The organism is Streptococcus sp. GMD4S (assembly GCF_000296955.1).
Genome location: NZ_AJRE01000028.1, coordinates 86,744 through 112,126 on the forward strand (window position 1 = coordinate 86,744; position 25,383 = coordinate 112,126).

Here is a 25,383-nt window from a genome sequence, read left to right on the forward strand (position 1 = left end):
AGGAGATGACTATGACAGAAATAAAACATGAAATTGATGCAAACTTTGCAGGACGACTTAATATCCTACGTGCAGGTGTTCTGGGTGCCAATGATGGGATTATTTCCATCGCTGGAGTCGTTATCGGGGTTGCTAGTGCGACAAGCAATATCTGGATTATCTTTTTATCTGGACTAGCCGCTATCCTCGCTGGTGCTTTTTCTATGGCAGGTGGCGAATATGTCTCTGTATCCACTCAGAAAGACACGGAAGAAGCCGCTGTCGCTAGAGAGCAATTACTCTTGGATAAAGATATGGAATCTGCAAAACAATCCCTCTATGCTGCTTACCTTCAGAATGGTGAGTGTGAAACGTCCGCCCAACTCTTGACCAACAAGGCCTTTTTGAAAAATCCTCTTAAAGCCTTGGTCGAAGAAAAGTATGGAATCGAGTACGAAGAGTTTACCAACCCTTGGCATGCTGCGATCTCTAGCTTTATCGCCTTTGTACTGGGAAGTCTTCCTCCTATGCTTTCAATCACCGTCTTTCCAAGCGACTATCGCATTCCTGCTACTGTTTTTATCGTGGCCCTTTCCCTTCTTATTACCGGCTATACTAGTGCCAAGCTAGGCAAGGCTCCAACGAAAACTGCAATGATCCGCAACCTCTGTATCGGACTTCTCACCATGGGCGTAACCTTCCTCTTGGGACAACTCTTTAGTATCTAAGATAAAAGAAATACCTCGATGAATTTCGAGGTATCTTTTTTACATTTGCACAATCTTGCGATAGCTTCTTGAGGTAATCATAAAAATCAAAACGTAGACGATGAGGAAGATAGCACAAATGGACAATGTAACAGTCAACATCATGGTCGCATCTAGCACACCAATGACTTTTAGGATGAGGCTAAGCATATGATAGGCAAAGGCAAGGTGTAGGAAGGCAAAGAGCAATGGGAGGAAGAAAACAGTTAGGACCTGTTTGTTAATAGTTTGCTTGATTTGCTTTTGATCAAGTCCGACCTTTTGCAAAATGATGAAACGTTCACGGTCTTCATAGCCCTCAGAGATTTGTTTGTAGTAGATAACAAGAACTGTTCCCACCATAAAGATGATAGAGAGGAAGATACCGATGAAGAAGACTCCACCAAAGAGAGCACTCATCTGCGCACTACTATCAGCCAGATTGCTTCCGTAAACATAGCTTCCTTCTTTGTTTATTTCTCTATTAAAGTTGTTAACGAATTTTGAATAGTCATCTGCAATTTTAAGTTGCTCGTCCTCACTAGCCGTTACATTCATACCACCATAGTATTGATTAAAGATAGAAGAGTTAGGATGCTGTTCAAGAAAGGCTTGTAAGTCAGGAACAACCAAATAGTTATAATCCGAAGTTAGGATATTGTACTGATTTGGGACATGTTCAAGAATAAAATCTTTCTTGATTTCTTCTTTGATCGTGTAGGTCTGGTCATTCAGAGTCAATTCTTTCTGCCCTTGAAGTTGCTTGTTTTGAGCAAACAATCCAACTTCCTTACCTGAAAGTGCAAGTTTCTGTCCTGTCATATTCTCATAGTCTTTTTGGTCAAAGACCATAAAAATAGTTTTCGGTTGAACACGATTTTGACCTTTATCAAAGATTGTCAATTTCGTACCATCTTGATTTGCCACACCAAAGTTACTGTATGTAAGGACTTCTTTCTTTGTGACAGTCAATCCTTTATCACTAGCATACTGGTTCAAGAGTTTTTCGATGTCTTCTTTTTCAACATTCTGTCCTGTAATCCCAAAATCATGTGGATTCATGACCTTCTTGAAGTTTTCTGATGCTTTAAAGATACTTGTTGCAGCAGACATTGTCACCAAGACCATGGTTGAGAGAATTGCAATCGTCGCAAGACCAACCGCATTTTTCTTCATACGGAAAATGAGATTAGATACGGAAATCATGTTGTTGGGCTGGTAATAGTAAGTCTTGTTTTTCTTTAAGATTTGTAAGAAAACTGTAATCCCTGCATTGAAGAGAAGATAAGTCCCCAAAATTACCAACAAGACTGCTACGAAGAAAATCAGAACAGCAGAAAGTGGGTTTTCGACTGTTACTGCTAGATAGTAACCAGCTCCCAAACTAATCAGACCTAGGATGGTTTGGACACCTAAGAAACGTCCTTTTTTCTCACCACTGGCTTTTTCACGAGAGAGCTGAAGGGCATTCATGCGTGCGATGCGAAAGGCATTGATAAAAATTAGACCTAGGAAGATAGCTCCAAAGACGATGAGAACTAGGATAAAGACAATTGGTTGGAAAGTCGAAACGAGCTCCACTTTCATCTTCATCAGCTTCAGAAGAAGGGCGAAGATTAGCTTATCAAAGAGAGCTCCTAGACCGAGACCAGCTGTCAAGGTTAAGGAACCAAAAATAAGAAGCTCCTTAAAAACCATACTGATCAAATGGCGCTTTTCGAGACCCAGCATACCATATACACCCAGCTCCTTGGAGCGGTTCTTCATGACAAAACTATTTGCATAAAGGACAATAATTCCAGAAGCGATGGTAACAACTACCATACCGAGAGCCAGGGTCATAGAGATAGTTTCTCCCCCTCGAATCTTGCCTATGTTAGGATTAAGTGACAATGAGTAAAAAAGATAGGTGATGGTCACTGCTAAGAGAACAGCAAGGGCAAAGGGATAGTAGAGTTTACGGTTTTTGATTAAGTTTGATACCGCTAACTTATTGGTTAATCGGAACATACTAATTCACCTCGCTTGCCATAACAGTCAAAGTATCAGAGATTTCTTGGAACATCTGACGCTCTGTCTTGTCTCCACGGTAGATTTGGTTGTAAAGAATGCCGTCTTTGATAAAGAGAACGCGCTTGGCCCTGCTGGCTGCCGCCGTTGAGTGGGTTACCATGAGAATGGTTTGACCGCGTTCATTGATTTCATCAAATACATCGAGTAAGGCTGCAGATGACTTGGAGTCAAGGGCTCCTGTTGGCTCATCCGCAAGGAGAATTTCAGGTTCAGTGATGATGGCGCGTGCTACTGCTACCCGCTGTTTTTGACCACCAGAGATCTCGTAAGGGTACTTCTCTTGCAATTGGTTGATGCCCAAATTTTCAGCTGTCACTACCAACTTCTTCATCATCTCCGTGATAGGTTTTCGTGATAACACTAACGGAAGCAAGATATTGTCCTTAACAGACAGGGTATCTAGCAAGTTAAAGTCTTGGAAGACAAATCCCAACTTTTCCCGACGGAAACTCGAAGCCTGTGAATTTTTAATAGTGGCTGTGTCTGTTCCGTTTAGGTAAACCTGGCCTCGAGTTGGTTTATCCAGCATAGCTAGGATGTTGAGCAGGGTTGACTTTCCTGAACCAGACTCACCCATGATGGCAACGTAGTCACCCTTTTCTACGGTAAAGTGAATATCTTTGAGTGCTTCGACTTGGTTTCCTTGGAAACGTGTTTTGTAGATTTTTTGAACGTGTTTTACATCTAAAAGTGTCATGATTTTCTCCTTCTTAATATCCCATCATTTGAAACTGTGCTTGCATCATAGCGCATCCCAGTTGAACACGCTCGATATCTTTTTGACTTGGTTTTCTTGTTTTCTTTTGTAAAATTCTTTTCATGGTTTTGCTCCTTTATTCTTTATGAGTCTAGTTTATCGCAAAAAAAGATGGCTTGCCATAACCTAACCTTACAAAAGAGACTTTAATCTTACATTTTTGTAAGATTGAAGAATATCAAGCAATTTCGCTATCAATATTTTACCATAAAAGAAAGGCAAGAAGAAAACCCTTGCGGATGCAAGGGTTAGGATTCACTACTTTTTCTAATTTCTTCAAGAAACAAGGAAATCATCTATAAACTATTTCCAAATCCGACTCACCAAAACCGTCCATCATTGTCATAAATGGCCTCAGCATCCTTACGTTTGCGTGGTCCTGTTCCGTACATTTCTGCTTCAATCTCTTCCTTAGTTGGCAGAATAGAGGCGAGGATGATGTAGATAATCACACCAATCCCAAAATTTGATATGGTAAAAATGGCAAAGAGAAAGCGGACTAGAGTTACATCAAAATTCCACTTGTCTGATAAACCAGCTAAAACTCCCGATACCATACTATTTCGTTTCATTTTATAAAATTTTGTATTCATGATTTGTTCCTCTTTCGGTATTCTTACAAGTAGTATATCATGAAACGGGGGCACAAACATCAGTCCTTAGGCCGATTTAGGATGACGAGTTTACCACGGCAGACGCCACAGCGATAGCACTTGGTATCAATCTTCCTCTTTCGTTGATAGCGTTGCTGGCAGGATTGACACTGATAAACTAGGAAATTACTTTGGGCTCTCAAAGGGGGAACAAAGCGTAGTCCATCCACTTCTTTCAAAAGTTCCTTAAAATCTCGGTCCTTATGCCGATACCCCTTTTTCTGAAAATAAAGGTGATAGTGACAGAGTTCATGGCGCACGATTTTCCGAAAAACCTCCAAACCAAGTTCATTATAGACCTTGGGATTAAAATCCAAATGCCCATCTTTAGGGAAAAATCGCCCACCTGTCGTTCGCAGACGAGAATTCCATTGGGCTTGGTGTGTAAAAGGTCTACCAAAGTCTTCGAGGGAAACGGACTGAACGTACTCAGTCAGTTTCATCTGGAGCTAGGAGCGACAGATTAACTTTTTCACGTTCAGTATCGATTTTCTTAACCCAAACCGTTACCAAATCTCCAACAGACACCACTTGACTAGGATGTTTGATAAATTTGCGACTCATGTGGGAAATATGGATCAAACCATCCTCGTGAATCCCGATATCAACGAAGGCACCGAAGTCAACGACATTACGCACCACACCTTCTAGCTTCTGGCCGACTTTTAAGTCTTTGATATCCAGTACATCTTGACGGAGTACAGGTGCATCAAAAGAATCACGGAAATCTCGACCTGGTTTGAGAAGGTCGGCAATAATATCTTTAAGGGTTTCTGGGCCAAGATCTAGTTCTTGCGCCATCTCCTTAACTGAAAGGGACTTAAGCTTATTTTGTGCTTCTTCATTCAACTCCTTGATATCCAAGCGTTTGAAAAGCTCCTTAACCGCAGCATAGTTCTCTGGATGAACTCCTGTATTATCAAGGATATTGCTACTTTCAGGAATACGGAGGAAACCTGCAGCTTGCTCAAAGGCTTTGGCACCTAGACGAGGAACCTTCTTGATTTGAGAACGTGAAGTGATTTTTCCTTCTTCCTCACGGTATTTGACGATATTTTCAGAAATGGTTTTATTGAGTCCAGCTACGTGGGAAAGAAGAGCTGGGCTGGCTGTATTGACATTGACACCGACTTGGTTAACCACCGTATCTACGACAAAGTCCAGACTCTCAGACAGTTTCTTCTGACTGACATCGTGCTGGTATTGACCGACACCGATTGACTTGGGATCAATTTTGACCAATTCAGCAAGGGGATCTTGCAAACGTCGAGCGATCGAGATAGCAGAGCGTTTTTCAACGGTCAAGTCTGGAAACTCCTGACGAGCTAGTTCACTAGCAGAATAGACAGAAGCGCCACTTTCATTGACGATAACATAGCTGACTTCTGGAAAATCTTTCAGAACTTCCGCCACAAAGGCTTCACTTTCACGACTGGCCGTTCCATTTCCGATGGCAATAATTTCCACGCCATACTGACCGATCAAGTCGGCTAAGTCTCGCTTGGCTTCTTCGATTTGACGATCGGAGGCTGGTTTTACTGGATAAATGACTTGAGTCGTCAGCATTTTCCCTGTTGCATCAACGACAGCTAGCTTGGCACCTGTACGAAAGGCTGGGTCAAATCCTAGAACCACGCGCCCTTTCAGCGGAGCAACCAAGAGGAGATTGCGCAGATTGTCAGAAAAGAGTTGGATAGCCCCTTCTTCCGCTTTCTCAGTCAACTCTGTCCGAATGCGTCGCTCAATAGCAGGCAATACCTTTTTCTTAACTGACTGTTGGACAACTTCATCTATATAGGCATTTTTGACTTTAAAACGAGCACCAAAGAAAGATAAGATACGGTCCGTCGCATGTTCAAAGCCAACCTTCAAAATACCTAATTTTTCCCCACGGTTGAGAGCCAAGGTACGATAGCCCTGCATGTTGCCAACTGTCTCTGAAAAATCATAATAAATCTGAAAAACTTGTTTTTCATCGAGATTTTCACCCTTGACTTGCGAAGTGATTTTAGAGTGTCTCAACACTTCCTGATAGGTCATAGCACGTAGATTGACATCTTCGGATAAGGCTTCGACCAAGATATCAACCGCACCAGCCAAGGCTTCTTGACCAGTCGCAAATCCTTCACAGACAAACTTCTCAGCTTCTTTCTCCAAGTCAGCTACATCCTGCAAAATCAAGCGAGCAAGAGGAAAGAGTCCAGCTTCACGGGCAATGGTAGCCTTGGTCCGACGTTTTTCCTTATAAGGAAGATAGAGTTCTTCTACATCTGCTAATTTCTCAGCTGCAAGGATAGCTTCTTCCAATTCCTTTGTTAGCTTACCTTGTTCTTGAATCTTAGCTAAGACAGCTTCTTTACGATCGTTGAGATTTGTCAGACTTTTATCCAGATCAATAATGGCCTTAATCGCTACCTCATCCAGACTACCAGTCATGTCCTTGCGATAACGGGCGATAAAGGGAATTGTCGCTCCTTCAGCGGTCAAACTTAGAACGGTATCGATTTGCTTTAAGGTTACACCCAAATCTTGGGAGATTTTTTCATATTTTTTATCCATATACCTATTATACCATAAGGAACAGCCCTTGTTTCGCCCTACCCTTTTTTACCTCTTTGATTATCAAAATAATCCCTTTTCAAGAAAATAATAGTATAATAGAGGTAGAATGTAGAAAAGAGGTAGGCCCATGGCTGTTAAATTTACAAAAACGGATGACTTGGACAAGATGTTTGAAGAATTCGCAAAACTTCCTGACTTAACACAAGTCACTTTTCCAGATGACAAAGATAAAAAAGAAAAAGTTGAGAAGAAAAAATAGATGACGATTTTCCAATCTCTTCCTCCTAGTGTATTACAAGCGGGAGCTATTTTTCTCTCCATCATGATTGAAGCCCTTCCTTTTGTCTTGATTGGGAGTCTCATTTCGGGATTGATTGAGGTCTATATCACACCTGATAAAGTTTATGAGTTTCTCCCTCGCAATCGTTGGGGGAGGATCTTTTTTGGTACCTTCATTGGCTTTCTCTTTCCTTCTTGCGAATGTGGTATCGTTCCGATTATCAATCGTTTTCTGGAAAAGAAAGTGCCCAGCTACACAGCGGTTCCTTTTCTGGTGACTGCTCCCATCATCAATCCTATCGTTCTTTTCGCCACATATTCTGCCTTTGGCAATTCAATAAAACTTGCCTTCTTGCGAGCTCTGGGAGCTATTGTGATTGCTTTGATTCTGGGGATTTTCCTAGGATTTTTCTGGAAGGAACCCATTCAAAAAGAGAATCCTATCGCTTGCCATGAACATGACTTTTCACACTTGGGTCCCGCTAGAAAAGTGTTTCAGATCTTTATACAAGCTATTGATGAGTTTTTCGATATGGGGCGTTACTTGGTCTTTGGCTGTCTCTTTGCGGCTATCGTGCAGGTCTATGTCCCGACTCGGATCTTGACCTCTATCAGTGCAAGTCCAGTCCTTGCGATTCTCTTGCTCATGTTTCTAGCCTTTCTCCTCTCTCTTTGTAGCGAGGCGGACGCCTTTATCGGAGCTTCTCTCCTCTCAAGCTTCGGCCTAGCGCCAGTCCTTGCCTTTCTGATCATAGGCCCCATGCTTGATATCAAAAATCTCCTCATGATGAAACACTATCTCAAAGTGCGCTTCATCTGGCAATTTATGGGTATTGTGACAGTGCTTGTCTTGCTTTATTCTTACATGTTTGGAGTGTTGCTATGATGCGATTTTTCATTTTACTGGGTTATTTTGCCCTAACTCTGTATCTGCAGCTTTCTGGCAAGCTCAGTCACTACATTAACCTCCACTATTCCTATCTAGTCTATATTTCCATGCTCCTTTCTCTTCTATTGGCTCTGGTCCAATTCTATATCTGGATCAAGAAAATCAACTCTCACAGCCATTTAGAAAGTCGTCGAGCTAGACGAATCAGCCTCCTTTTACTGTCACTACCTCTGTTGATTGGGGTTGCCTTTCCGACAGTAAGTTTGGACTCGAGAACCGTGTCTGCTAAGGGATACCATTTCCCACTTGCTGAGGGAATCGATACTGCTATTCAGGCAAGCGAAGGAACATCCAGTCAATACCTCAAACCCGATACCAGCACCTATTTTTCCAAATCTGCTTATGAAAAGGAAATGAGGTCTACAGCTGACAAATACCTCACCCAACCAACCATTCAAATCACTGATGAAAACTATATGGAGGTCATGGAAGTTCTCTATGACTACCCTCAAGAGTTTGAAGGAAAGAAAATCGAATTTACAGGCTTTGTCTATAACGATCCTAGCCATCCAGATAGCCAGTTCCTCTTTCGCTTTGGAATCATCCACTGTATCGCCGATTCTGGTGTATATGGACTCTTGACAAAGGGGAACTCACGCCAGTATCCTGACAATACTTGGATCACCGCTAGCGGAACCCTGACCCTCCACTACCATAAAGAACTCAAACAAAAACTCCCAACACTAGAGGTTGAGAGTTTCACAAAAGTAGATAAACCAGAAAATCCTTATGTCTATCGCGTTTTTTAATAAAAAGTAGCCTTTTCAGGCTACTTTTTATTATTTAGCAATTTTCTAACCTCTTGAGCACCAATCTGATCGCCTGCCTTTTCAAAAAGAACGATAGCTTGTAAAAAATTTTCATGTGATTCTTCAGGATTTTGTATCGAACCAATCTCTCCTAAACCTCTATAGGCACAAGCTTGGGCAATCAAATCATCTGTTTGCAAAGCTTGTTTTAAGGACTGTTCCATATACATGAATGCTTCTGCTACTTTTCCTAACTTTAATCGTAAATAACCTTGCTCATAATTGTTAACAGAAGATTTGAGGGTATCCTCTGTAAAAGCTTCTTCAATGACTTTTTGCTCTCTTTCGATATAGAAAAGGGCTGTTTGAAATTCATTCATTTCACGATAAACCATGGCTAACTGATGATAGCCTATATGTTCATTTTCTGGGTCGCTTTTAGTTCGTGCTAAGTCAATGTAACGCTGATAGATACTTAAGCACTCGTTGTATTTTTGCTCTTCAAGATAAATATACCCCATCAAATTTAACAAACTAAAATCTGTGCAAGTTTCCAATAAAAAATCAGCTTCAACTATTTTTTTAGCCTCATTAATCTTACCCTCAAACAATAAATCCCATGCTTGATTCATACATATCCTCCTGCTTCTTACGTTGTATAGAAATCTATTGACAAATCGCTATCAGACTCGTATTTTTTCCAAGCTAAACTGAAGCCATAATAATCTTCAAATTCAGGGTGCCAGTCATAATAAAGTGGGACACGACTATACTTTCTCGCTACAACTTCGTCTTCAAATTCTGGAGACTCCCCTGCTGTAATACCAAATTGAAAGCCATTTAGTTCCCAAGTATTTCCCCAAACGTTTTCATCAGAGAGAACATCGATCCATCTAGAAGCATCAATATCAAAATCTGCACATAATTCCAGCTCATAGAATCTTCTACAGTTAATCTCTGAAGGCTTAATATAAAGGGCAACATCTACTTGGTACTTTGTATCTTTGACTTGAACCTGCGTAATTTTCATTGGAATTGGAACTCCATTTAATTCTAACCAGAAATAGCCTAAGGGAGTTTTGATACTATAATATTGCTGATTAGCAGGTTTAACATTTTTAGAGCAAGCATCAAGCATTCTTCCCAGCTTTATTATATTTCTACAAACGTTTTTCGAAGTGATTGGGTCGAAATGTGAATACCTACGAATGACACGTTTTAACTTTTCAACAGGAAAAGTGATATCCTTTGGTAGGGCATGATACTTCTGTACAACTAAAGCAGTTTTTTCAGTATTTTCCTTCCCGACTGGGACAATAACAGCGTGTCCTATATGGATATTTGGGTCATCACAGATATACGTATAGCCATTCCCTCCCTCCTGAAACTCAACCACAACAAGATTTAACTCTTGATCTGGATCAAAGAGAGGCTCTACCTTTTCTACTTCTTGGCGCTCATAAAAAGTAAAGTGATCTCCATCCCCGTCTTCGCCAAAAACCATGAAACTGCCACACTCAGGGCACTTCCACATATAAAATGACGCTTCAGAAATATCATCATAAGAAATTTTATTATGGTCGTCAGCTTTATTTATGATTTCTTCAAACAACTCATCCGAATAAACTGAATAAGCATTTGGATCGGGCGCTCGGTGGTCATTCATTGCTTGCCCACATTTACATGTCCATTTACCCATAAAAAACCTCAGTCGTGGCCTAATTCTTCAAGGAAAAATTGATTTAGAGCTTTCCACTCTTTCTTTTCCTCTCTAACACTTTGAACGTATGCATCCAACTCTTGGATGTTAGCTAAAATATAATCTTGAATTGGCATTATCGGATCAATTTCCATACCTTCAGCTCCCTTGACCTTGATATCAAGCAATCTTAACACATGCTCTTTCATCTCATCAGGAAGCAATTCTTTGACCAAATCGTCAAATAAAATTGGAGGAACAGAATGGTATTTTTCAATCCAACGACAGGCCAAAATAGGACGCAGCGCATAGAAATACTTTTTAGGTTTGACCTTGTCTCCTGAAAGATACTTATTCATTTGAGTTCTAGCAGTGTTCAAGTAATGGTAGAGCATTTTCTTCTCAGAAAAATACTGGTTGGCAAGATGACGCATGCGCTCGATAAAATCCGTTTGTCGATAGACAATTGGTGACTGTAACCATTCAAACAGTGTAGGATTTGACTTATAAAGGAGTTTTAAAGTCTTGTCTAAATCCCAACCACTCACATCCCAAGTATCGTCAATTGGTAGCTCGATAACATCACGCTGTTCATTTAAACGGAGATAAAAATCTTGCTTGTGTTTGTAGATAAATCGTACATCAAAGTCACTATCGGGAGACTCAAAACCCCAGGCACGACTACCAGACTCGATAGCCCATAAAACTCTGACACCATAATCACGCTCAATTTCTGCTAATTTTTCCGGTACCAGAACATTCATTTCTTCTTGCGTTTGCATAATAAAGCCTCGTCTATATTCTGAGCATAAGTAGATGCTAAAATAGGGAATTATGGGAACTAAAAAGAATTATATCACTCTTTCAAAACTACAATCAAATAAACTAAACCTTCTATAAGCTTATTCAGACGTTTTCTATACCTGAGCCCCTTGAATGACAGAATCTCCATCCTTCCAGTTTCGAGCAATCTCTTCGTCTTTCTGGAGTTGGTCAACCAGTTCCTCTACGGAGTCAAATTTGATCATATCGCGGACACGGTCCAGCCAGTAGACCATGACTGTCTCACCGTAAATATCGTCTGAAAAGTCGAAAATATTAACTTCAAAACGTGGTTCTTCTCCATCAAAGGTAACATTTTTTCCAACACTTGCCATTCCACGATATCTCTGACGTTGCACTTCGATATCAACTACATAAACACCGTCAGCTGGCATGTAAGTTCGGTCTCTTAGGACTAGATTGGCTGTTGGATAACCAATAGTGCGCCCACGGGCATTTCCATGAACGACCATCCCACGAGATGGGAGAGGTGTGCCGAGCAGTTGATTGACTTCCTTTACATCTCCATCAAGAATAGCCTGACGAATCCGTGTAGAACTAATCTTGCCCTTTTCATCCTCAACTGGAGGAACAATGATGATCTCTCCATCAAAATAGTCCTTCAGTTCATCCGCAGTTTTCTTATCTGAGCCAAAGGTATAGTCAAATCCTGCTACAATAATCGCTGGTTTTAAAGCCCTGATATAGGTATCAAAAAATTCCTGCCCGGTTAAATTGGCAAATTTGCTACTAAAGTCAAGTAAGAATAGAGCCTCTACCCCATGCCATTTCATCTTGTGCTCCCGTTCCTCGTGATTGACGATATGGAGCATAAGCTCAGGTTGGTAAGGTTGCAAGGCAAGTTTTGGCGACTCTGTAAAGGTCATCACGACAACTGGCAGATAATCCTTCATAGAAGCCTTACTGGCCACTTCAAAAAGTTTCTGATGCCCCTTGTGGATGCCATCAAAATAACCTAGTACAAGGACTGTATTACCTGGTACTGCAATGTCTTTTTCGTTCTTAATAGGTACTGTTGTAATCATAAAACTATTATATCATAGAGAAAGTCTTTTCGCTAAGAGGAAATCCCAAATGTCGTTTTCTGCGCCTGAACTGACCTTAAGAGAAAATTTAGCGCTTTAGTTTTAAAAAATAGCACCTCCTAAGAGGTGCTATCATTTGGTAACTAGTCTATTGTTTCTTCTAAATCTTTTAATTTAACCGAAACAATCTTAGAAACACCTGATTCTTGCATGGTAACTCCATAGATAGAGTCCGCCGCCGCCATCGTCCCCTTACGGTGGGTTACGACGATAAACTGACTATCCTTGTCAAAGCGGTTGAGATAGTCCCCAAAGCGTTTAACATTGGCTTCATCCAGCGCCGCCTCTACCTCGTCCAAGATGACGAAAGGAATTGTCTTAACTCGTATAATTGAGAAGAGAAGAGCCAGAGCTGATAGGGCTTTTTCACCACCACTCATGAGGTTGAGAGATTGGATTTTCTTACCTGGAGGTTGAACAGAAATCTCCACACCAGCTGTTAAAAGATCGCCCTCAGTTAATATCAAGTCTGCCTGACCCCCACCAAACATCTGTCTAAAGGTCACTTTAAAGGACTCACGAATCGCCTCAAAGGTTGATTTAAAGCGTTCCTTAACCTCATCATTCATCTCTGTGATGGTCTCAAGGAGCAGGTTTTTCGCAGACAAAATATCATCTCGTTGGCTATTTAGGAAATTCAAACGATTGTGGACTTCTTCGTACTGTTCAATAGCATCCAAGTTGACAGGACCCAGCGAGCGAATAGCCTTCTCAAGATCTTTAACTTCTTGCTCTGCCAGATTGAGATTTTCCAACTCACGTGCTTTTTCTAGAGCCTCAGTGTAGCTGATCTGGTACTGGTCTGTTAATTGAGCTTGTAGATAGCGCAAGCGTTCGCTGACCTTTTCTTTCTTGGCTTCAGCACGTGTTTGTTTGCGAATCCACTCTTCATTTTGATGACGAGCTTGATCCAAATGGCTAGCAATATCATCCACCTGACCTTCGATATCATCCAACTCAAACTGCTTGCGAATCAAACCTTGTTGGAGGTTTGTTTTCTGAGTTTTGGCCTCTTCCACCTGCTGACTTAACAAATCCGTATCAACCTTCTCAAGATTATCAACCTTTTCTTGGAGGAGACGCTGAATCTCCTCTTGCTCGATATCCAGATTATCCAGTTCCTTGCCTAAGCGTTCAATATCAGTCGCTTCGTACCGCTTTTGTCCTTGCAGTTCTGACTTAAGCAAGCGTGCTTGAGAAATCTGTTCCTGCAAGTTTTGATAGCGTTCTTGAATAGCGTTTTTGTTAGACTTAATCTCTTCAATCTCAGCTTCCAGATTTTGCTTTTCACTGGCGATAGTAGCAAGGCGCTCTTGGCATTTTTCCTTATCCGCTTGCCAATCTCCTTCAGTAAGGCGATTTAATTCCTCTTCTTGAAGTTTCCAAAGAGTTTCTAACTCTTCCACTTGCTGATTGGTTTGTTGATAAGCAAGATACAAACCTTGCTCCTGAATACGAGCTTGCTCACCTTGAGATTTGATAGCTTCTAATCTTTCTGCCAATACCGCCATCTCATCTTGCAAGGTCTTCAAACTCGCTTCTTCTGACCGCAAGTCAGCTTCTTCTTCAGCAATTTCTTTTTGTAATTGTTCCAGCTCTGGCTTGATGAAAATACTATTGTTTTGACGATTGGCACCACCCGCGTAGGAACCACCTGTACGCAACTCTGTCCCATCCAGTGTCACCATGCGAACCTGATAACGAACTTGACGAGCAGCTGCACGCGCATGTTCTACAGTATCAAAGATAGCCGTGGTAGCTAGCAAATTCTTGAAAATGGCTTCTAGTCTCTTATCAAACGACACCAACTCATCTGCCATTCCCAGAAATCCTGGACTTGCTGCGATAGCATCTTGATTCTGACTAGAAATGGTACGAGCCTTGATCGTCGTCAATGGAAGAAAGGTTGCACGACCAGCTCTGTTACGTTTTAGGAAATCAATCGCCTTGGTTGCCGCGTTTTCATCTTCTACGATGATATGCTGACTGCTAGCTCCAAGCGCAATCTCTAGGGCAGTTTGATAATGCACATCAAAGGTCAAATGTTCACTGACTGCACCAATGATCCCACCAAGACGGGCTTTTTCTTGAAGAACACTCTTAACACCCGCATAAAAATTACTATGATTTCTTAGGATGTTTTCTAAACTCTGGGCTCTAGCCTGCTTGTTTTTGAGACTGTCTAGACGATCAAAGAGTTGGCTCTGCTGGGCTTGGTAAGAAACTTTCTGCTCCTCTTGTTCCTTGGAACTAGCTTGGTAGTCTGCCAATAATTTCTGAACCTGCTCCTTAGCAGTTTCAAGCTCAGTCTTTTGCTGACTTGCTTTCTCTTTAGCTGTAGCCAATTGTTCTTTCAGTTTCTCAAGTTGATCTGCTTGTTTTTGAGAGAGTTGACGGCTGTTCTCTAGTTCATTCTCGATGCGGGTCAGTTGGTTTGAGACATCCGCTTCTTCTTGTAAAAGAGCGACAAAGCGTTCGCGCAAGAGCTCAATCATCTGGTCAGGATCATCTGAAAAAGCTAGCATTTCTGCCTCTAAACGATTGAGTTCCTTGTTATTTTCAGCTAGTTCTTCCTCTAACTGTGCCAGATTTGCTTCTTTTTCAGCCTTCTCTTTACTTAGAGTCTTTCTCTTATCTTCCAAAGCAGTCACACGGGCTTGTGCTTCTTGTTGATTGAGGGCAACCTGCTCGGACTCCAGTTTTGAAAGGGCTAATTTTCGCTCTAAATCACTGATCAGATTCGTCAGGTCCATCAAACTTCCTTGGTCTTTAGCCATTTGAGCTTGGAGATCTTGGCGTTTCTTTTTAAGACTTTGATTTTCCTCTTCTAACTCTTGACGCTTTTGGTAATAGCTAGTCAAAAGTTCCTGAACCTGAGTTAGTTCTTCTACTGTCAGCTCTAGTTCAGCCTTGTTTTCCTTGATTTGGGCAACCAGTACATCCAAGTAAATTGCCTTACGTTGACCATTCAAGTCGAGAAACTTACGAGCATTCTCGGCTTGTTTTTCAAGGGGCTTGATTTGATTGTCTAACTCATAGATAATATCCTCTAAACGGTCTAGATTGTCCTGAGTTTGTTGCAGTTTGCTCTCTGTTTCTTTTCTTCGAGTTTTGTACTTTAAAACTCCAGCAGCTTCTTCAAAAATGGCACGGCGTTCTTCAGGCTTGGAGTTGAAAATCTCCTCAACCTTTCCTTGGGAAATAATAGAGAAGGAATCTCGTCCCAATCCCGTATCCAAGAAAAGGTCATGTACATCACGAAGACGGACTTTTTTGCCATCAATTCGATACTCGCTATCACCACTACGATAGATATGGCGTTCTACCTTAATGACTTGCCCTGCATCCTTGATGAAGCCATCTTCATTATCCAAGGTCACGACAACAGAAGCATAATTGAGTGGTTTGCGACTTTCTGTCCCAGCAAAAATGACATCGGGCATCTTGCCACCACGAAGGCTCTTGACACTGGACTCTCCCAAGGCCCATCGCAGACTTTCTGTGATATTTGATTTTCCAGATCCATTGGGCCCAACGACAGCTGTCACACCTTGGTCAAAGACTACCTTAGTCTTGTCAGCAAAGGACTTGAATCCCTGAATCTCAATTTCCTTTAAATACATGAATCCAGCCCCTTCTCAACTGCATTTTTGGCGGCCTCTTGCTCTGCTAATTTTTTAGAACGCCCTTGGCCTTTTCCAATACTCTTGCCCTCAACCAGAACTTCTACATCAAAAACCTTATCATGAGCAGGCCCCGTCTCAGAGATAACCTGGTAGCGAATATCTACATCTCCATTGACCTGGAGCAACTCTTGCAGATGTGTCTTGTAATCCTTAATCATTTCAAAGTCACCTGCTTCAACCTTGGGAATCATGACCTGATAGATAAATTCTTTTACCCTAGCCACATCCTTGTCTAAAAGCAAAGCACCCAGAAAGGCTTCAAAGGCATCACCAAGAATGGTGTCACGATTGCGCCCACCAGACTTTTCTTCCCCTTTTCCTAGTTTGATAAACTGATCAAACTGGCAATCACGCGCAAAACCTGCCAAACTTTCCTCACGGACAATCATGGCACGGAGCTTGGACAAATCGCCCTCTGGTTTCTTAGGATATTTTTTATACAGATATTCTGAAATCAATAATTGCAGAACAGCGTCTCCTAAAAATTCCAAGCGCTCATTGTGTGAAATTTTTAAGAGGCGGTGCTCATTGGCATAACTCGTATGAGTAAAGGCAGTTTCTAGTAGCTTTTTATCTGCAAATTCGATTGCAAAACGGTCTTTCAGGACAGTTTGTAATTCTTTCATACCAACCTCTTTCTAACTGATAACGGTCCTTCTTATTATATCAAAAAAAGCCCCCTGAGTCACTTTAAAACGGGACTAGAGGGGAATTGAGCATTTTTTAGAAGGCGATTTTCAATTTTAGAGACAATATAAAGAAAAAAAGCCTTATTTAAAGGCTTTCATAGGCTAATTACATCCACCCTGAGGGAATCGAACCCCCATCTCAAGAACCGGAATCTTACGTGATATCCATTACACTAAGGGTGGAAACTTGTCTTATTATAACAGAAATTTGCTCTAATAACAAGTTTTTTTATGGGTGGACTAAGTGTCTCTTAGTGGGATGCATCACCGTTCCAGATAGAGTTTTTCACGATAACATAATCAACGTGTTTGAGGTCGGCAACTTTTCGTCCACCTGCGTAGGAAATGGCACTTTGCAAGTCCTGCTCCATCTCAGTAAGGGTATCTTGTAGATGACCTTTGGCAGGAAGTAAGATGCGTTTTCCTTCCACATTTTTATAAGCACCCTTTTGATATTGTGAAGCGGAACCATAGTATTCTTTAAACTGTTCGCCGTCGACTTCAATCGTCTTTCCTGGGCTTTCGATATGTCCTGCAAATAGGGAACCAATCATGACCATGCTAGCACCGAAACGGATAGACTTGGCAATATCACCATGAGTACGAATCCCACCATCAGCGATGATCGGTTTACGCGCAGCCTTTGCACACCAACGCAGGGCAGCCAACTGCCAACCACCTGTACCAAAACCAGTCTTGACCTTGGTAATACAAACCTTACCAGGACCGATTCCAACCTTGGTAGCATCCGCACCAGCATTTTCCAATTCACGCACAGCTTCTGGTGTTCCCACATTCCCAGCAATGACAAAAGTAGCCGGCAATTCTTTCTTGATGTGCTGAATCATAGAAATCACGCTATCTGCATGACCATGAGCAATATCAATCGTGATATACTCAGGAGCATCAGCCTTGAGTTGGCTAACAAAGTCGTACTCGTAATCCTTGACACCGACAGAAATGGAAGCAATGAGCCCTTGATCGTGCATGCGCTTGATAAAAGGAATGCGCCCAGCTTCATCAAAACGGTGCATAATGTAGAAGTAGCCGCCTTTAGCCAATTGCTCTGCAACATTCTCATCCAAAATCGTCTGCATATTGGCTGGTACAACAGGTAGTTTGAAAGTGTGATTTCCAAGTGTGACACTCGTATCCGCTTCTGCACGGCTTTTAATGACACATTTATTAGGGATCAACTGAATATCTTCGTAATCAAAAATCGGAAATTCATTTAACATATCGATGTCTCGTTTCTTTTGTGATGACCTACCTATGCTTGCGCATCCCTACGCCTTTTTGCGACGTTTCCTTGATTTATTATAAATCAAAGTACAGTTTTTGTCAAATAATTTCAATTATAAAACAATAATGTTCGGTTTTTATGGTTTAAATATAAAAAGTGGAGAGACTAGTTTCTCCCCACTTCCTTATCAATATTCTTTTTAAAAATTTCTTCAGAGCTTTCCATCATTTCAGAAAATCCCCTATAAGATGAAGCATTCTGAGGAATTTGGATAGAAAATTTCTTCAACAAAGCTCCATAACCTGCTAGCTTTCCTATCTCATTATCAACAACCTTGTCCTTGCTCGGAAAAACAAGACCACCTTTCTCAGCTTTTAAAATATAAGAATAGGAAATCAGCTGGAATAAGTCCTCACGGTTGATTCCTTTTTCAGTGAACTCCAGTTCTTTATATTTAGCATCTAAAACTATTTTTAACTCTTTATGATAAAAATCTGGAAATACTTTTCTTTCACGATTAGAAAATACTGAAATACCGTCTGTCTTATCCTTATTTCGTGGATGGATGAAATCTTTTGGCAACAAGGTATAAACATACTCTTCCCAAAGCCAGGAAACATCAAAAAGAATACCATGTACCTTTTGGGCTTGAGATCCAAGACCATGCTTTTCTCTACTCAGAATCATCAAGCAGAGTTCCTGTAATTTTCTGTACTCTCTGAAATAGGCGTGTCGGATGGGTTTGATTTTATTTATTCTGATAATCTTGGCACGATCAGCTAGTTTATAAGCTGGAGTTACACGCACGATTTCAGATACATTTTCACGATTACTATCGAGCAGAACTCCGAAACTTTTCTGATTCTTTATGTACTCAATCGTATGCCGAATCAACTGCATGAGGGGATTATCATAGGTGAACTCTCTTGTTGTGTAGACAACATTTCCCATGAAAGGAACATTTCTTTTAAGGTGATTTCCAACATCTATCACTCCTTTTACATGACTGTCGTTATGAGAAAATCGCTGGTATTCCTTATACAGACCTTTTCGAATTGCAGCTTGTAGATACTTGGGGAAGAGATACATCAAAAGTTGATAGAGCTTATCTTCACGCGACAAAGCTACATCCAAACTAGTCAGATTGATATTTAGAACTTTCTGCAATAGATAATGCAAAAAATGGTCGTTACTTTCATCAGAAAAACGAGAGGAAATCGTCAATTTTTCCTGACCACACCCCAGAAAACCAATCACATTTCCAGTCTTAATTTCCTGATCGACAGTTTCAAAAATCTTTTGGTCCTTATCCAAATCAGGAGAATGAGTCAAATCATTTGGGAATATAAAGATACTGTCCTCTATAGAAAGGTTATCCAGTGTTCTATCAAGAAGAGCTTGACTTAGTTTGGGATATTCTGCGACAAAATCTTCTTTAGCAATTCTATGCTGATTATCAGTTATCCGCATTATCATCACCAGTATCTTGCTGAACTGTTTGCTCTTTATTTGTCAGATCAAATGCTTTTTTCAATATTGCCAGAGTTTCAGACTCTTCATAAGAACCCCGCAAGTAGTCTTCTAGGAGGGGTTTAATATAATCAGACCAGAGGAATTCATAGTCAAAGTCTACATCCTTCAATTTAAGGAAATAACTTGGACCGATATGATAATGACTGTTTAATTCCTGAACGTTTTCGATAGCAGCATTCAAGTTTCTTAGACGAAGTTTTGCTTCTTCTGCATGGATATCTAGTTCTTTATCCAACATAGCAACTTGGCTTTCAGCAGTAACTTCAACAAAACGGAAACGACGGCGCATAGCAAAATCAAAGGTGTCCACTGAACGGTCAATATCATTCATGGTTCCAATAATGTAGACATTTTCAGGGATATAAAATTTCTCATCAGTCTCATGTAAATTAGCATACTGAGTAGAAACACATCCCTTTTCACCACGATAGCCAGGGTCAATAGAGAAAAAGAGTTCACCAAAAATCTTAGAAATCTCACCACGGTTGATTTCATCGATGATGAAGATAAAATTCTTGTCTGTCTTGATCTCTGTTGGAGAGATATAGTCTTTCAAACCAAATCTTTTCTTTAAAGTTTCAAGGACTTTTTTTCCTTGGTTACGATAATAGAGCTTTTTCAGATAATTTTTGTCTTTATAGAGTTCATAAACATAAGATTTTGTTAAGACAGTTCCTTTGGCTTTAGTTTCATAATTGATATTAAAATTATTTCGACTATTTACTGTGAGATAGGAAAATTCTGTCAAATATTCTTTTTCATCTCTACTATTAACATACTCAAGATAAAGATCCCAAGCTTCATCAAAATTATCTTGTCCTCCAGTTTTCTGAGCTTCTTTCGCTCTCTGACAGAACTTCTTAAAAATACCATCCTCTAGCTTAAACTCAATAGCTCCATCCCCATTTGATACCGGTCTTAACCCCTCAACAAAATCCGTATAATCATAAGATGGATGAAACTGTACAAAGCCGATTTGGTCTTCGTTGCCATCCGTTAATTCTTTAGCAATTTCTTTAGCAAGATAAGTTTTTCCTGTGCCAGGAGCACCGCGGAGGATGAGGTTTTTGGATTTTTTTAATTTATCTAAATAATCGTTAATATTTTTATTCATAACAACTTTCTCTATATTTTTTCTGTATGTACCATTTAGAATGGATTTATATAAATTGATACGTTCTGAATTTCTATCCCAATACACTGTATGTCTGTTTGTGTTATTACCCATGTTCCATTCACCAATTTTCAACCATTCTACACCAATAGAATGGTTGAACTTTTCTTTTGATGATTCATAATAGTAGGATTTAATTACTTTTCCGATTCCATAAAATTTTGATATTCCTTTCTTAGCTATCACAATATCGCCAACTTTAATTTTATGTGCAAATTGCCATATAAACTTCTTTTGTTTATCCCCAGCAGGAAGCTCCCGATAATTGTTATATTTAAATAAATCTGAAATATTATAATTTGAAAAATCAATAGAAAGTTTATTATTTTTTATAAAATCATCCCATATACCTTTATGCGTAGGAATCGCAATTAACCAAAAGTTCACTATATTCTCCATAAAATTTTTCCATTTCAAAACACAATATTTAATGATAATTCATTTGACTTTTGCTAAATTATCTTCTAACCACAGTCCACTCCTAGAATATCATATCTATTTAAAAAAGAAAAGAATTTCCAAAGAAAAAGCCCAGTGTTAGGAGCTTCAATGTTTCTTAACACTAGACTTCTTTTCAATATTAATAATACTCACCCTGACGGTAGTCCCATGAGTTAAAGGTATCTGACAAATGCATCATGATTTTATCAATGTCAAGCCCTTTGCGGATAACAACTGGCGCTGGTGAGATTGAACGGTCTCCTCCTTGTTCTGGGATGAGTTTGCCGTCCTTATCGACCATTGATACCATCACACCTTGCTCGTAGCGAGTTTCAATCGTTTTGTCCGGTTGGATGGATGCCACATAGTCGTCTGCTTCGATGACAAGGTCCACTGCTCCTTCGATACGTTGACCGATACCTTCCACCTTACCACGGTTTCCTTTACCAGATGGGTTGGCTGATGAGGCATAGACCATTTTACCTTCTTCCCAAAGTTTAGCAGCCAGTTGTTCACCAGATTTACCAAACTTGATGACAAAACAGCTAGTACCACGAACGTCAGTCATGAGTTCTTCACGGCCATCACCGTATGCTTTGAGTTTTTCAAAAGCTTCTGGTTTCCAAGGAAGGATACAACCTAGGAGAATGTCTTCGTCCCAATGTTTTTGGTAGAAGGCTTCAATTTCTGGGTTGAGTTGTGCTAAAGCACGTAGCTCGTCCATGCTACCACAAAGTACAACACCTGGTTTGTTACGGTTACGCTCTTTAGCTTCAAATTTGCGTTCAAGACCTGCCTTATCGCTCGTCATGATAATGTAACCAACTTTTGTAGGGCAAACGATACATCCGCCCTCACCTTTTAAAATGTCATAGCCTTCTTGTGAAAGTGTACCGTTCCATTGAATGTGTTTTGTCATAGTTCTATATTTCCTTTTCTATTTTTCTATTCCTGCCAGTAGGCTGGTCGTTGTTTTTCATAGGCAGCAATCAAATCTTCATACTGCAAAGTAATACCGATATCATCCAAACCATTTAAGAGCTTGTGTTTCCATTCGCTATCAATTTCGAAAGTGAATTCTCCAACTGGTGAGATGATTTTTTGTTGTTCCAAGTCTACAGTTACCTGGTCGGTCGGTTTGAGTTGGGCTAGCTTTTCTCTAACCTCCCTAGGCTGAACAATAGGCAACATACCATTATTGAGTTCATTATTGTAATGAATGTCCCCGAAAGATCCTGCAATCACGACCTTAAAACCATAGTCGGCTAGAGCCCAAGCTGCGTGTTCCCTTGAAGAACCTGCCCCAAAGTTATCCCCTGAGATGAGGATACTGGCTTTACGATATTCAGGTCGGTTAAAGACAAAGTCTGGATCCTCAGTATACTTATCGTCCAAATAACGCCAAGCATACATGAGGTACTTACCAAAGCCTTTCTTATCAATTAACTTGAGAAACTGCTTGGGGAGGATTTGGTCAGTGTCAATGTTATCATTCATGAGAGGAACGGTCGTTCCCGTATAAACTGTAAATTTCTCCATATCCTCTCCTTACTGGGCCTCTGGCATTTGCCGAACATCTACGAAGCGCCCTGCGATAGCCGCCGCAGCTGCCATAGCTGGACTGCAAAGATGGGTCTTAGCGCCAAATCCCTGTCTGTCTTCAAAGTTACGGTTGCTGGTTGAGGCACAGTGAACCCCATCAGGAACCTTGTCCGGATTCATCCCTAAGCACATAGAGCAACCTGGGTCTCTCCACTCAAAGCCAGCGTCTAAGAATACTTTATCCAAGCCCAACTTCTCCGCAGCTCGTTTGACAGGACGCGATCCTGGCACTACAATTGCTGTTAGATTGGGAGCAATTTTCTTCCCTTTGACAAATCGCGCAGCCAGCTGTAAGTCACTGAGTCGAGCATTGGTACAAGACCCGATAAAGATATAACCTAGTTCAATATCCGCTGGCTTTTGACCAGGCTCCAAGTCCATGTAATGATAAGCACGTTCATCGTTCATATCCTTAATTTCTGGGAAGCTACTGTCAAAGTCAACGCCCATAGCAGGATTGGTTCCCCAGGTCACCATAGGAGCCAAGTCTGAGACATCCATCCGGATAACCTTATCATAAACAGCATCGTCATCGCTGACAAGCGTCTTCCAGTCAGCAACAGCCTCCTCGAAAGCTTCGGGAACACATTCCCGTCCCTTGAGATAGTCATAGGTAGTCTGGTCTGGATTCATGATTCCCATCTTGGAGCCAAACTCGATGGACATATTGCAGATGGTCATTCTCTCTTCCATGCTCAGTGCATCAATGGCTTCTCCACGATATTCAACCACATAGCCAACACCACAGGCAACGCCGTACTTGGCAATTAAGGCGAGAATGTAATCCTTAGAATAAACTCCTTTTTGAGGAACACCAGTGAATTCTACCAGCATTTTCTTGGGTTTAACTTGCCAGAGTGTCTGGGTAGCAAAGACATGCTCGACCTCACTGGTCCCAATCCCAAAGGCGATAGCTCCGAAAGCTCCGTGGGTAGCTGTGTGGCTGTCTCCACAGACGATGAATTTTCCTGGTTGTGTCCGTCCTGTCTCTGGACCTACCATGTGAACGATTCCCTGCTTTTCAGAACCGTGGGCAGCATGTTCAATCCCAAACTCCTCAACATTTTCAGCAAGCTTATCAATTTGAGCCTTGGAAATGACATCTCGAATATCATAGATGTTGACCGTTGGTACATTGTGGTCAAAGGTTCCAAATGTCAAGTCTGGTCGTCTCAATCTGCGGCCTGCATCTCGTAATCCTTGAAAAGCTTGGGGACTAGTCACTTCATGAATATAGTGCTGGTCCACATACATGAGTTGGGGCTGCCCTTCTTCTCCTGTGATGACATGACGGTCCCATAATTTATCAAAAATCGATTTTCCTGCCATCCATTACCTCCAAATAAAATATAAGGCTACTAGTGTGGTCACCATCCCGAGAAACCAAACTGTTTTAAAATACCATTTTCTAGTCTTGTGGTGAAAGGTGATTCCTGCCAACCAGGCACCAAAACCACCACAAGTAAGGGCTAAAATGAGTAAGATTTTCTCTGGTACGCGCCAAGCACCTCTTCTTGCCTTGGATTTGTCAATGCCATAAATCAAGAAAATCAGCAAATTCCAAATCAAGAGAGCAAGCGTGATTCCTTCATTTATCTTCATAATCTTTCAATGATGGCTTCTGTCATTTCCTTGGTTGAAGCCTGTCCTCCTATATCTCTTGTTAAAATACCAGCCGCTAAACTAGCTTCAACAGCATATTCGATACGCTCTGCATCCTCATAAAGTCCAAAACTATCTCTCAACATCATGGCAACAGATAATATCATGGAAATAGGATTAGCGATTCCTTGACCTGCAATATCGGGTGCCGAACCGTGAATAGGCTCATAAAGACTTGGCCCCTTTTCAGAATGACTGGCTGATGGCATAACACCAAGAGTGCCTGATAGAACGCTTGATTCATCAGATAGAATATCTCCAAAAAGATTTTCCGTCACGATGACATCAAACTTGCCAGGATTGGTAATCATAAGCATGGCAGCTGAGTCCACCAACTGGTCTTCCAAGGTCACATCTGGGAAATCCTGCGCGACTTCCTCAGCTACTCTGCGCCAGAGTTTTGATGTTGCTAGAACATTTTGCTTATCGATACTAGTAACGAGTTTTCTCCGATTTCTTGCAATTTCAAATGCCTTGCGAATAATCCGCTCTACTTCTTCGTAGCTGTAGTCGTTGATATCACGCGCTTTTCGCTCTTCAAGGATATGATCCCCAAAGTAAATCCCACCTGTCAACTCACGCACCACGACAAAGTCTACACCAGCAATTCGTTCTGGTTTAAGTGGTGATAAATGCTTGAGACTATCAAAGATTTTTACAGGCCGAATATTGGCATAGAGATTGAGTTCCTTACGAAGAGCTAGCAAGCCTTGTTCAGGCCGAATTGCCGCCCCATCATACTGGGGACTACCGATAGCCGCAAGGAGAATAGCATCTGCTTCTCTACATGCCTTGAGGGTTTCATCAGGTAAGGGATGCCCCGCAGCATCAATACCTGCACCTCCAAAGGGGCATCTATCTATCTCATAGTCAGAGCCCGTTTTTGAAGCTAGAGCTTCCAGAACCGCTAAACCAGCTTCCATAATTTCTGGACCGATTCCATCCCCTGCTAGAGCTACTATTTTCTTTGTCATAGCCA

General features: G+C 41.1%; 23 protein-coding genes and 1 tRNA gene. 4 read left to right on the forward strand and 20 right to left on the reverse strand.

Translation table 11 applies throughout. The features are described 5' to 3' along the window. Positions 1-11: 11 nt before the first annotated feature. Positions 12-707: a VIT1/CCC1 transporter family protein gene (locus GMD4S_RS00875; RefSeq protein ID WP_000136042.1), complete on the forward strand. Its 696-nt coding sequence runs from the start codon at positions 12-14 to the stop codon at positions 705-707. A 39-nt stretch (positions 708-746) separates the two neighbouring features. On the opposite strand, the gene GMD4S_RS00880 is transcribed toward GMD4S_RS00875, so the two are convergent. The 5 genes from GMD4S_RS00880 to GMD4S_RS00900 form a co-directional block, all read right to left on the reverse strand. Further along, positions 747-2,735, reverse strand: a complete 1,989-nt coding sequence (locus tag GMD4S_RS00880) for an FtsX-like permease family protein (RefSeq protein WP_000489346.1) — start codon at positions 2,733-2,735, stop codon at positions 747-749. A gap of 1 nt (position 2,736) precedes the next feature. Then, positions 2,737-3,495 carry an ABC transporter ATP-binding protein gene (locus GMD4S_RS00885; protein WP_000173369.1) on the reverse strand — a complete coding sequence of 253 codons (759 nt, stop codon included), beginning with the start codon at positions 3,493-3,495 and terminating at the stop codon, positions 2,737-2,739. 380 nt (positions 3,496-3,875) lie between these two features. Further along, positions 3,876-4,148 carry a PspC domain-containing protein gene (locus tag GMD4S_RS00890; protein ID WP_001092787.1) on the reverse strand — a complete coding sequence of 91 codons (273 nt, stop codon included), beginning with the start codon at positions 4,146-4,148 and terminating at the stop codon, positions 3,876-3,878. A gap of 59 nt (positions 4,149-4,207) precedes the next feature. Continuing rightward, positions 4,208-4,651: a SprT family protein gene (locus GMD4S_RS00895; RefSeq protein ID WP_000778613.1), complete on the reverse strand. Its 444-nt coding sequence runs from the start codon at positions 4,649-4,651 to the stop codon at positions 4,208-4,210. Further along, complete coding sequence (locus GMD4S_RS00900) at positions 4,638-6,767, reverse strand: Tex family protein (RefSeq protein WP_000359115.1); 2,130 nt, start codon at positions 6,765-6,767, stop codon at positions 4,638-4,640. Before GMD4S_RS00900 ends, GMD4S_RS00895 begins: the two co-directional genes overlap by 14 nt. Positions 6,768-6,897: 130 nt before the next feature. On the opposite strand from GMD4S_RS00900, the gene GMD4S_RS13865 reads away from it, so the two are divergent. The 3 genes from GMD4S_RS13865 to GMD4S_RS00915 are packed head-to-tail and all read left to right on the forward strand — an operon-like array spanning position 6,898 to position 8,747. After that, a complete protein-coding gene (locus tag GMD4S_RS13865; RefSeq protein ID WP_000268696.1) occupies positions 6,898-7,029 on the forward strand; it encodes an SPJ_0845 family protein in 132 nt (43 codons plus the stop codon). Continuing rightward, positions 7,030-7,935, forward strand: a complete 906-nt coding sequence (locus tag GMD4S_RS00910; protein WP_000151876.1) for a permease — start codon at positions 7,030-7,032, stop codon at positions 7,933-7,935. Beyond that, positions 7,932-8,747, forward strand: a complete 816-nt coding sequence (locus GMD4S_RS00915) for a TIGR03943 family putative permease subunit (protein ID WP_000984354.1) — start codon at positions 7,932-7,934, stop codon at positions 8,745-8,747. The genes GMD4S_RS00910 and GMD4S_RS00915 overlap by 4 nt, the downstream gene beginning before the upstream one ends. Before the next feature lie 20 nt (positions 8,748-8,767). On the opposite strand, the gene GMD4S_RS00920 is transcribed toward GMD4S_RS00915, so the two are convergent. From GMD4S_RS00920 to leuB, 15 genes are all read right to left on the reverse strand, one after another. Beyond that, a complete protein-coding gene (locus GMD4S_RS00920) occupies positions 8,768-9,379 on the reverse strand; it encodes a tetratricopeptide repeat protein (RefSeq protein WP_001070705.1) in 612 nt (203 codons plus the stop codon). Between the two features lie 17 nt (positions 9,380-9,396). Further along, a complete protein-coding gene (locus GMD4S_RS00925) occupies positions 9,397-10,446 on the reverse strand; it encodes a hypothetical protein (protein WP_000521314.1) in 1,050 nt (349 codons plus the stop codon). A gap of 8 nt (positions 10,447-10,454) precedes the next feature. After that, positions 10,455-11,228, reverse strand: a complete 774-nt coding sequence (locus GMD4S_RS00930; RefSeq protein WP_001194460.1) for a nucleotidyltransferase domain-containing protein — start codon at positions 11,226-11,228, stop codon at positions 10,455-10,457. Between the two features lie 135 nt (positions 11,229-11,363). After that, positions 11,364-12,314, reverse strand: coding sequence for a bifunctional riboflavin kinase/FAD synthetase (locus GMD4S_RS00935; RefSeq protein WP_000633649.1), 951 nt, complete (start codon positions 12,312-12,314; stop codon positions 11,364-11,366). Positions 12,315-12,457: 143 nt separating this feature from the next. Continuing rightward, positions 12,458-15,997 (reverse strand): chromosome segregation protein SMC, encoded by a 3,540-nt coding sequence (smc, locus tag GMD4S_RS00940; RefSeq protein WP_000280909.1) that lies wholly within the window; start codon positions 15,995-15,997, stop codon positions 12,458-12,460. Further along, positions 15,988-16,686, reverse strand: coding sequence for a ribonuclease III (gene rnc, locus GMD4S_RS00945; protein ID WP_000661464.1), 699 nt, complete (start codon positions 16,684-16,686; stop codon positions 15,988-15,990). The genes smc and rnc overlap by 10 nt, the downstream gene beginning before the upstream one ends. A 174-nt stretch (positions 16,687-16,860) precedes the next feature. Then, positions 16,861-16,932, reverse strand: a tRNA-Arg gene (locus GMD4S_RS00950). Positions 16,933-17,000: 68 nt separating this feature from the next. After that, entirely contained in the window at positions 17,001-17,987 is a 987-nt protein-coding gene (locus GMD4S_RS00955; RefSeq protein WP_000931160.1) for a GMP reductase, read from the reverse strand. Between the two features lie 170 nt (positions 17,988-18,157). After that, positions 18,158-19,462: an McrC family protein gene (locus tag GMD4S_RS00960; RefSeq protein ID WP_001223076.1), complete on the reverse strand. Its 1,305-nt coding sequence runs from the start codon at positions 19,460-19,462 to the stop codon at positions 18,158-18,160. Beyond that, positions 19,449-21,098, reverse strand: coding sequence for an AAA family ATPase (locus tag GMD4S_RS00965; RefSeq protein ID WP_000428053.1), 1,650 nt, complete (start codon positions 21,096-21,098; stop codon positions 19,449-19,451). Before GMD4S_RS00965 ends, GMD4S_RS00960 begins: the two co-directional genes overlap by 14 nt. Before the next feature lie 181 nt (positions 21,099-21,279). Then, positions 21,280-22,059, reverse strand: coding sequence for an L-threonylcarbamoyladenylate synthase (locus tag GMD4S_RS00970; RefSeq protein ID WP_000160511.1), 780 nt, complete (start codon positions 22,057-22,059; stop codon positions 21,280-21,282). A gap of 26 nt (positions 22,060-22,085) precedes the next feature. Further along, on the reverse strand, positions 22,086-22,679 hold the full coding sequence (gene leuD / locus GMD4S_RS00975) for a 3-isopropylmalate dehydratase small subunit (protein WP_000410622.1): 594 nt from the start codon (positions 22,677-22,679) through the stop codon (positions 22,086-22,088). A 9-nt stretch (positions 22,680-22,688) separates the two neighbouring features. Next, a complete protein-coding gene (gene leuC / locus GMD4S_RS00980; RefSeq protein WP_000907564.1) occupies positions 22,689-24,071 on the reverse strand; it encodes a 3-isopropylmalate dehydratase large subunit in 1,383 nt (460 codons plus the stop codon). A 3-nt stretch (positions 24,072-24,074) separates the two neighbouring features. After that, complete coding sequence (locus tag GMD4S_RS00985; RefSeq protein ID WP_000700091.1) at positions 24,075-24,344, reverse strand: DUF1294 domain-containing protein; 270 nt, start codon at positions 24,342-24,344, stop codon at positions 24,075-24,077. Continuing rightward, positions 24,341-25,378 (reverse strand): 3-isopropylmalate dehydrogenase, encoded by a 1,038-nt coding sequence (gene leuB, locus GMD4S_RS00990; RefSeq protein ID WP_000162515.1) that lies wholly within the window; start codon positions 25,376-25,378, stop codon positions 24,341-24,343. The genes GMD4S_RS00985 and leuB overlap by 4 nt, the downstream gene beginning before the upstream one ends. Positions 25,379-25,383 lie beyond the last annotated feature (5 nt).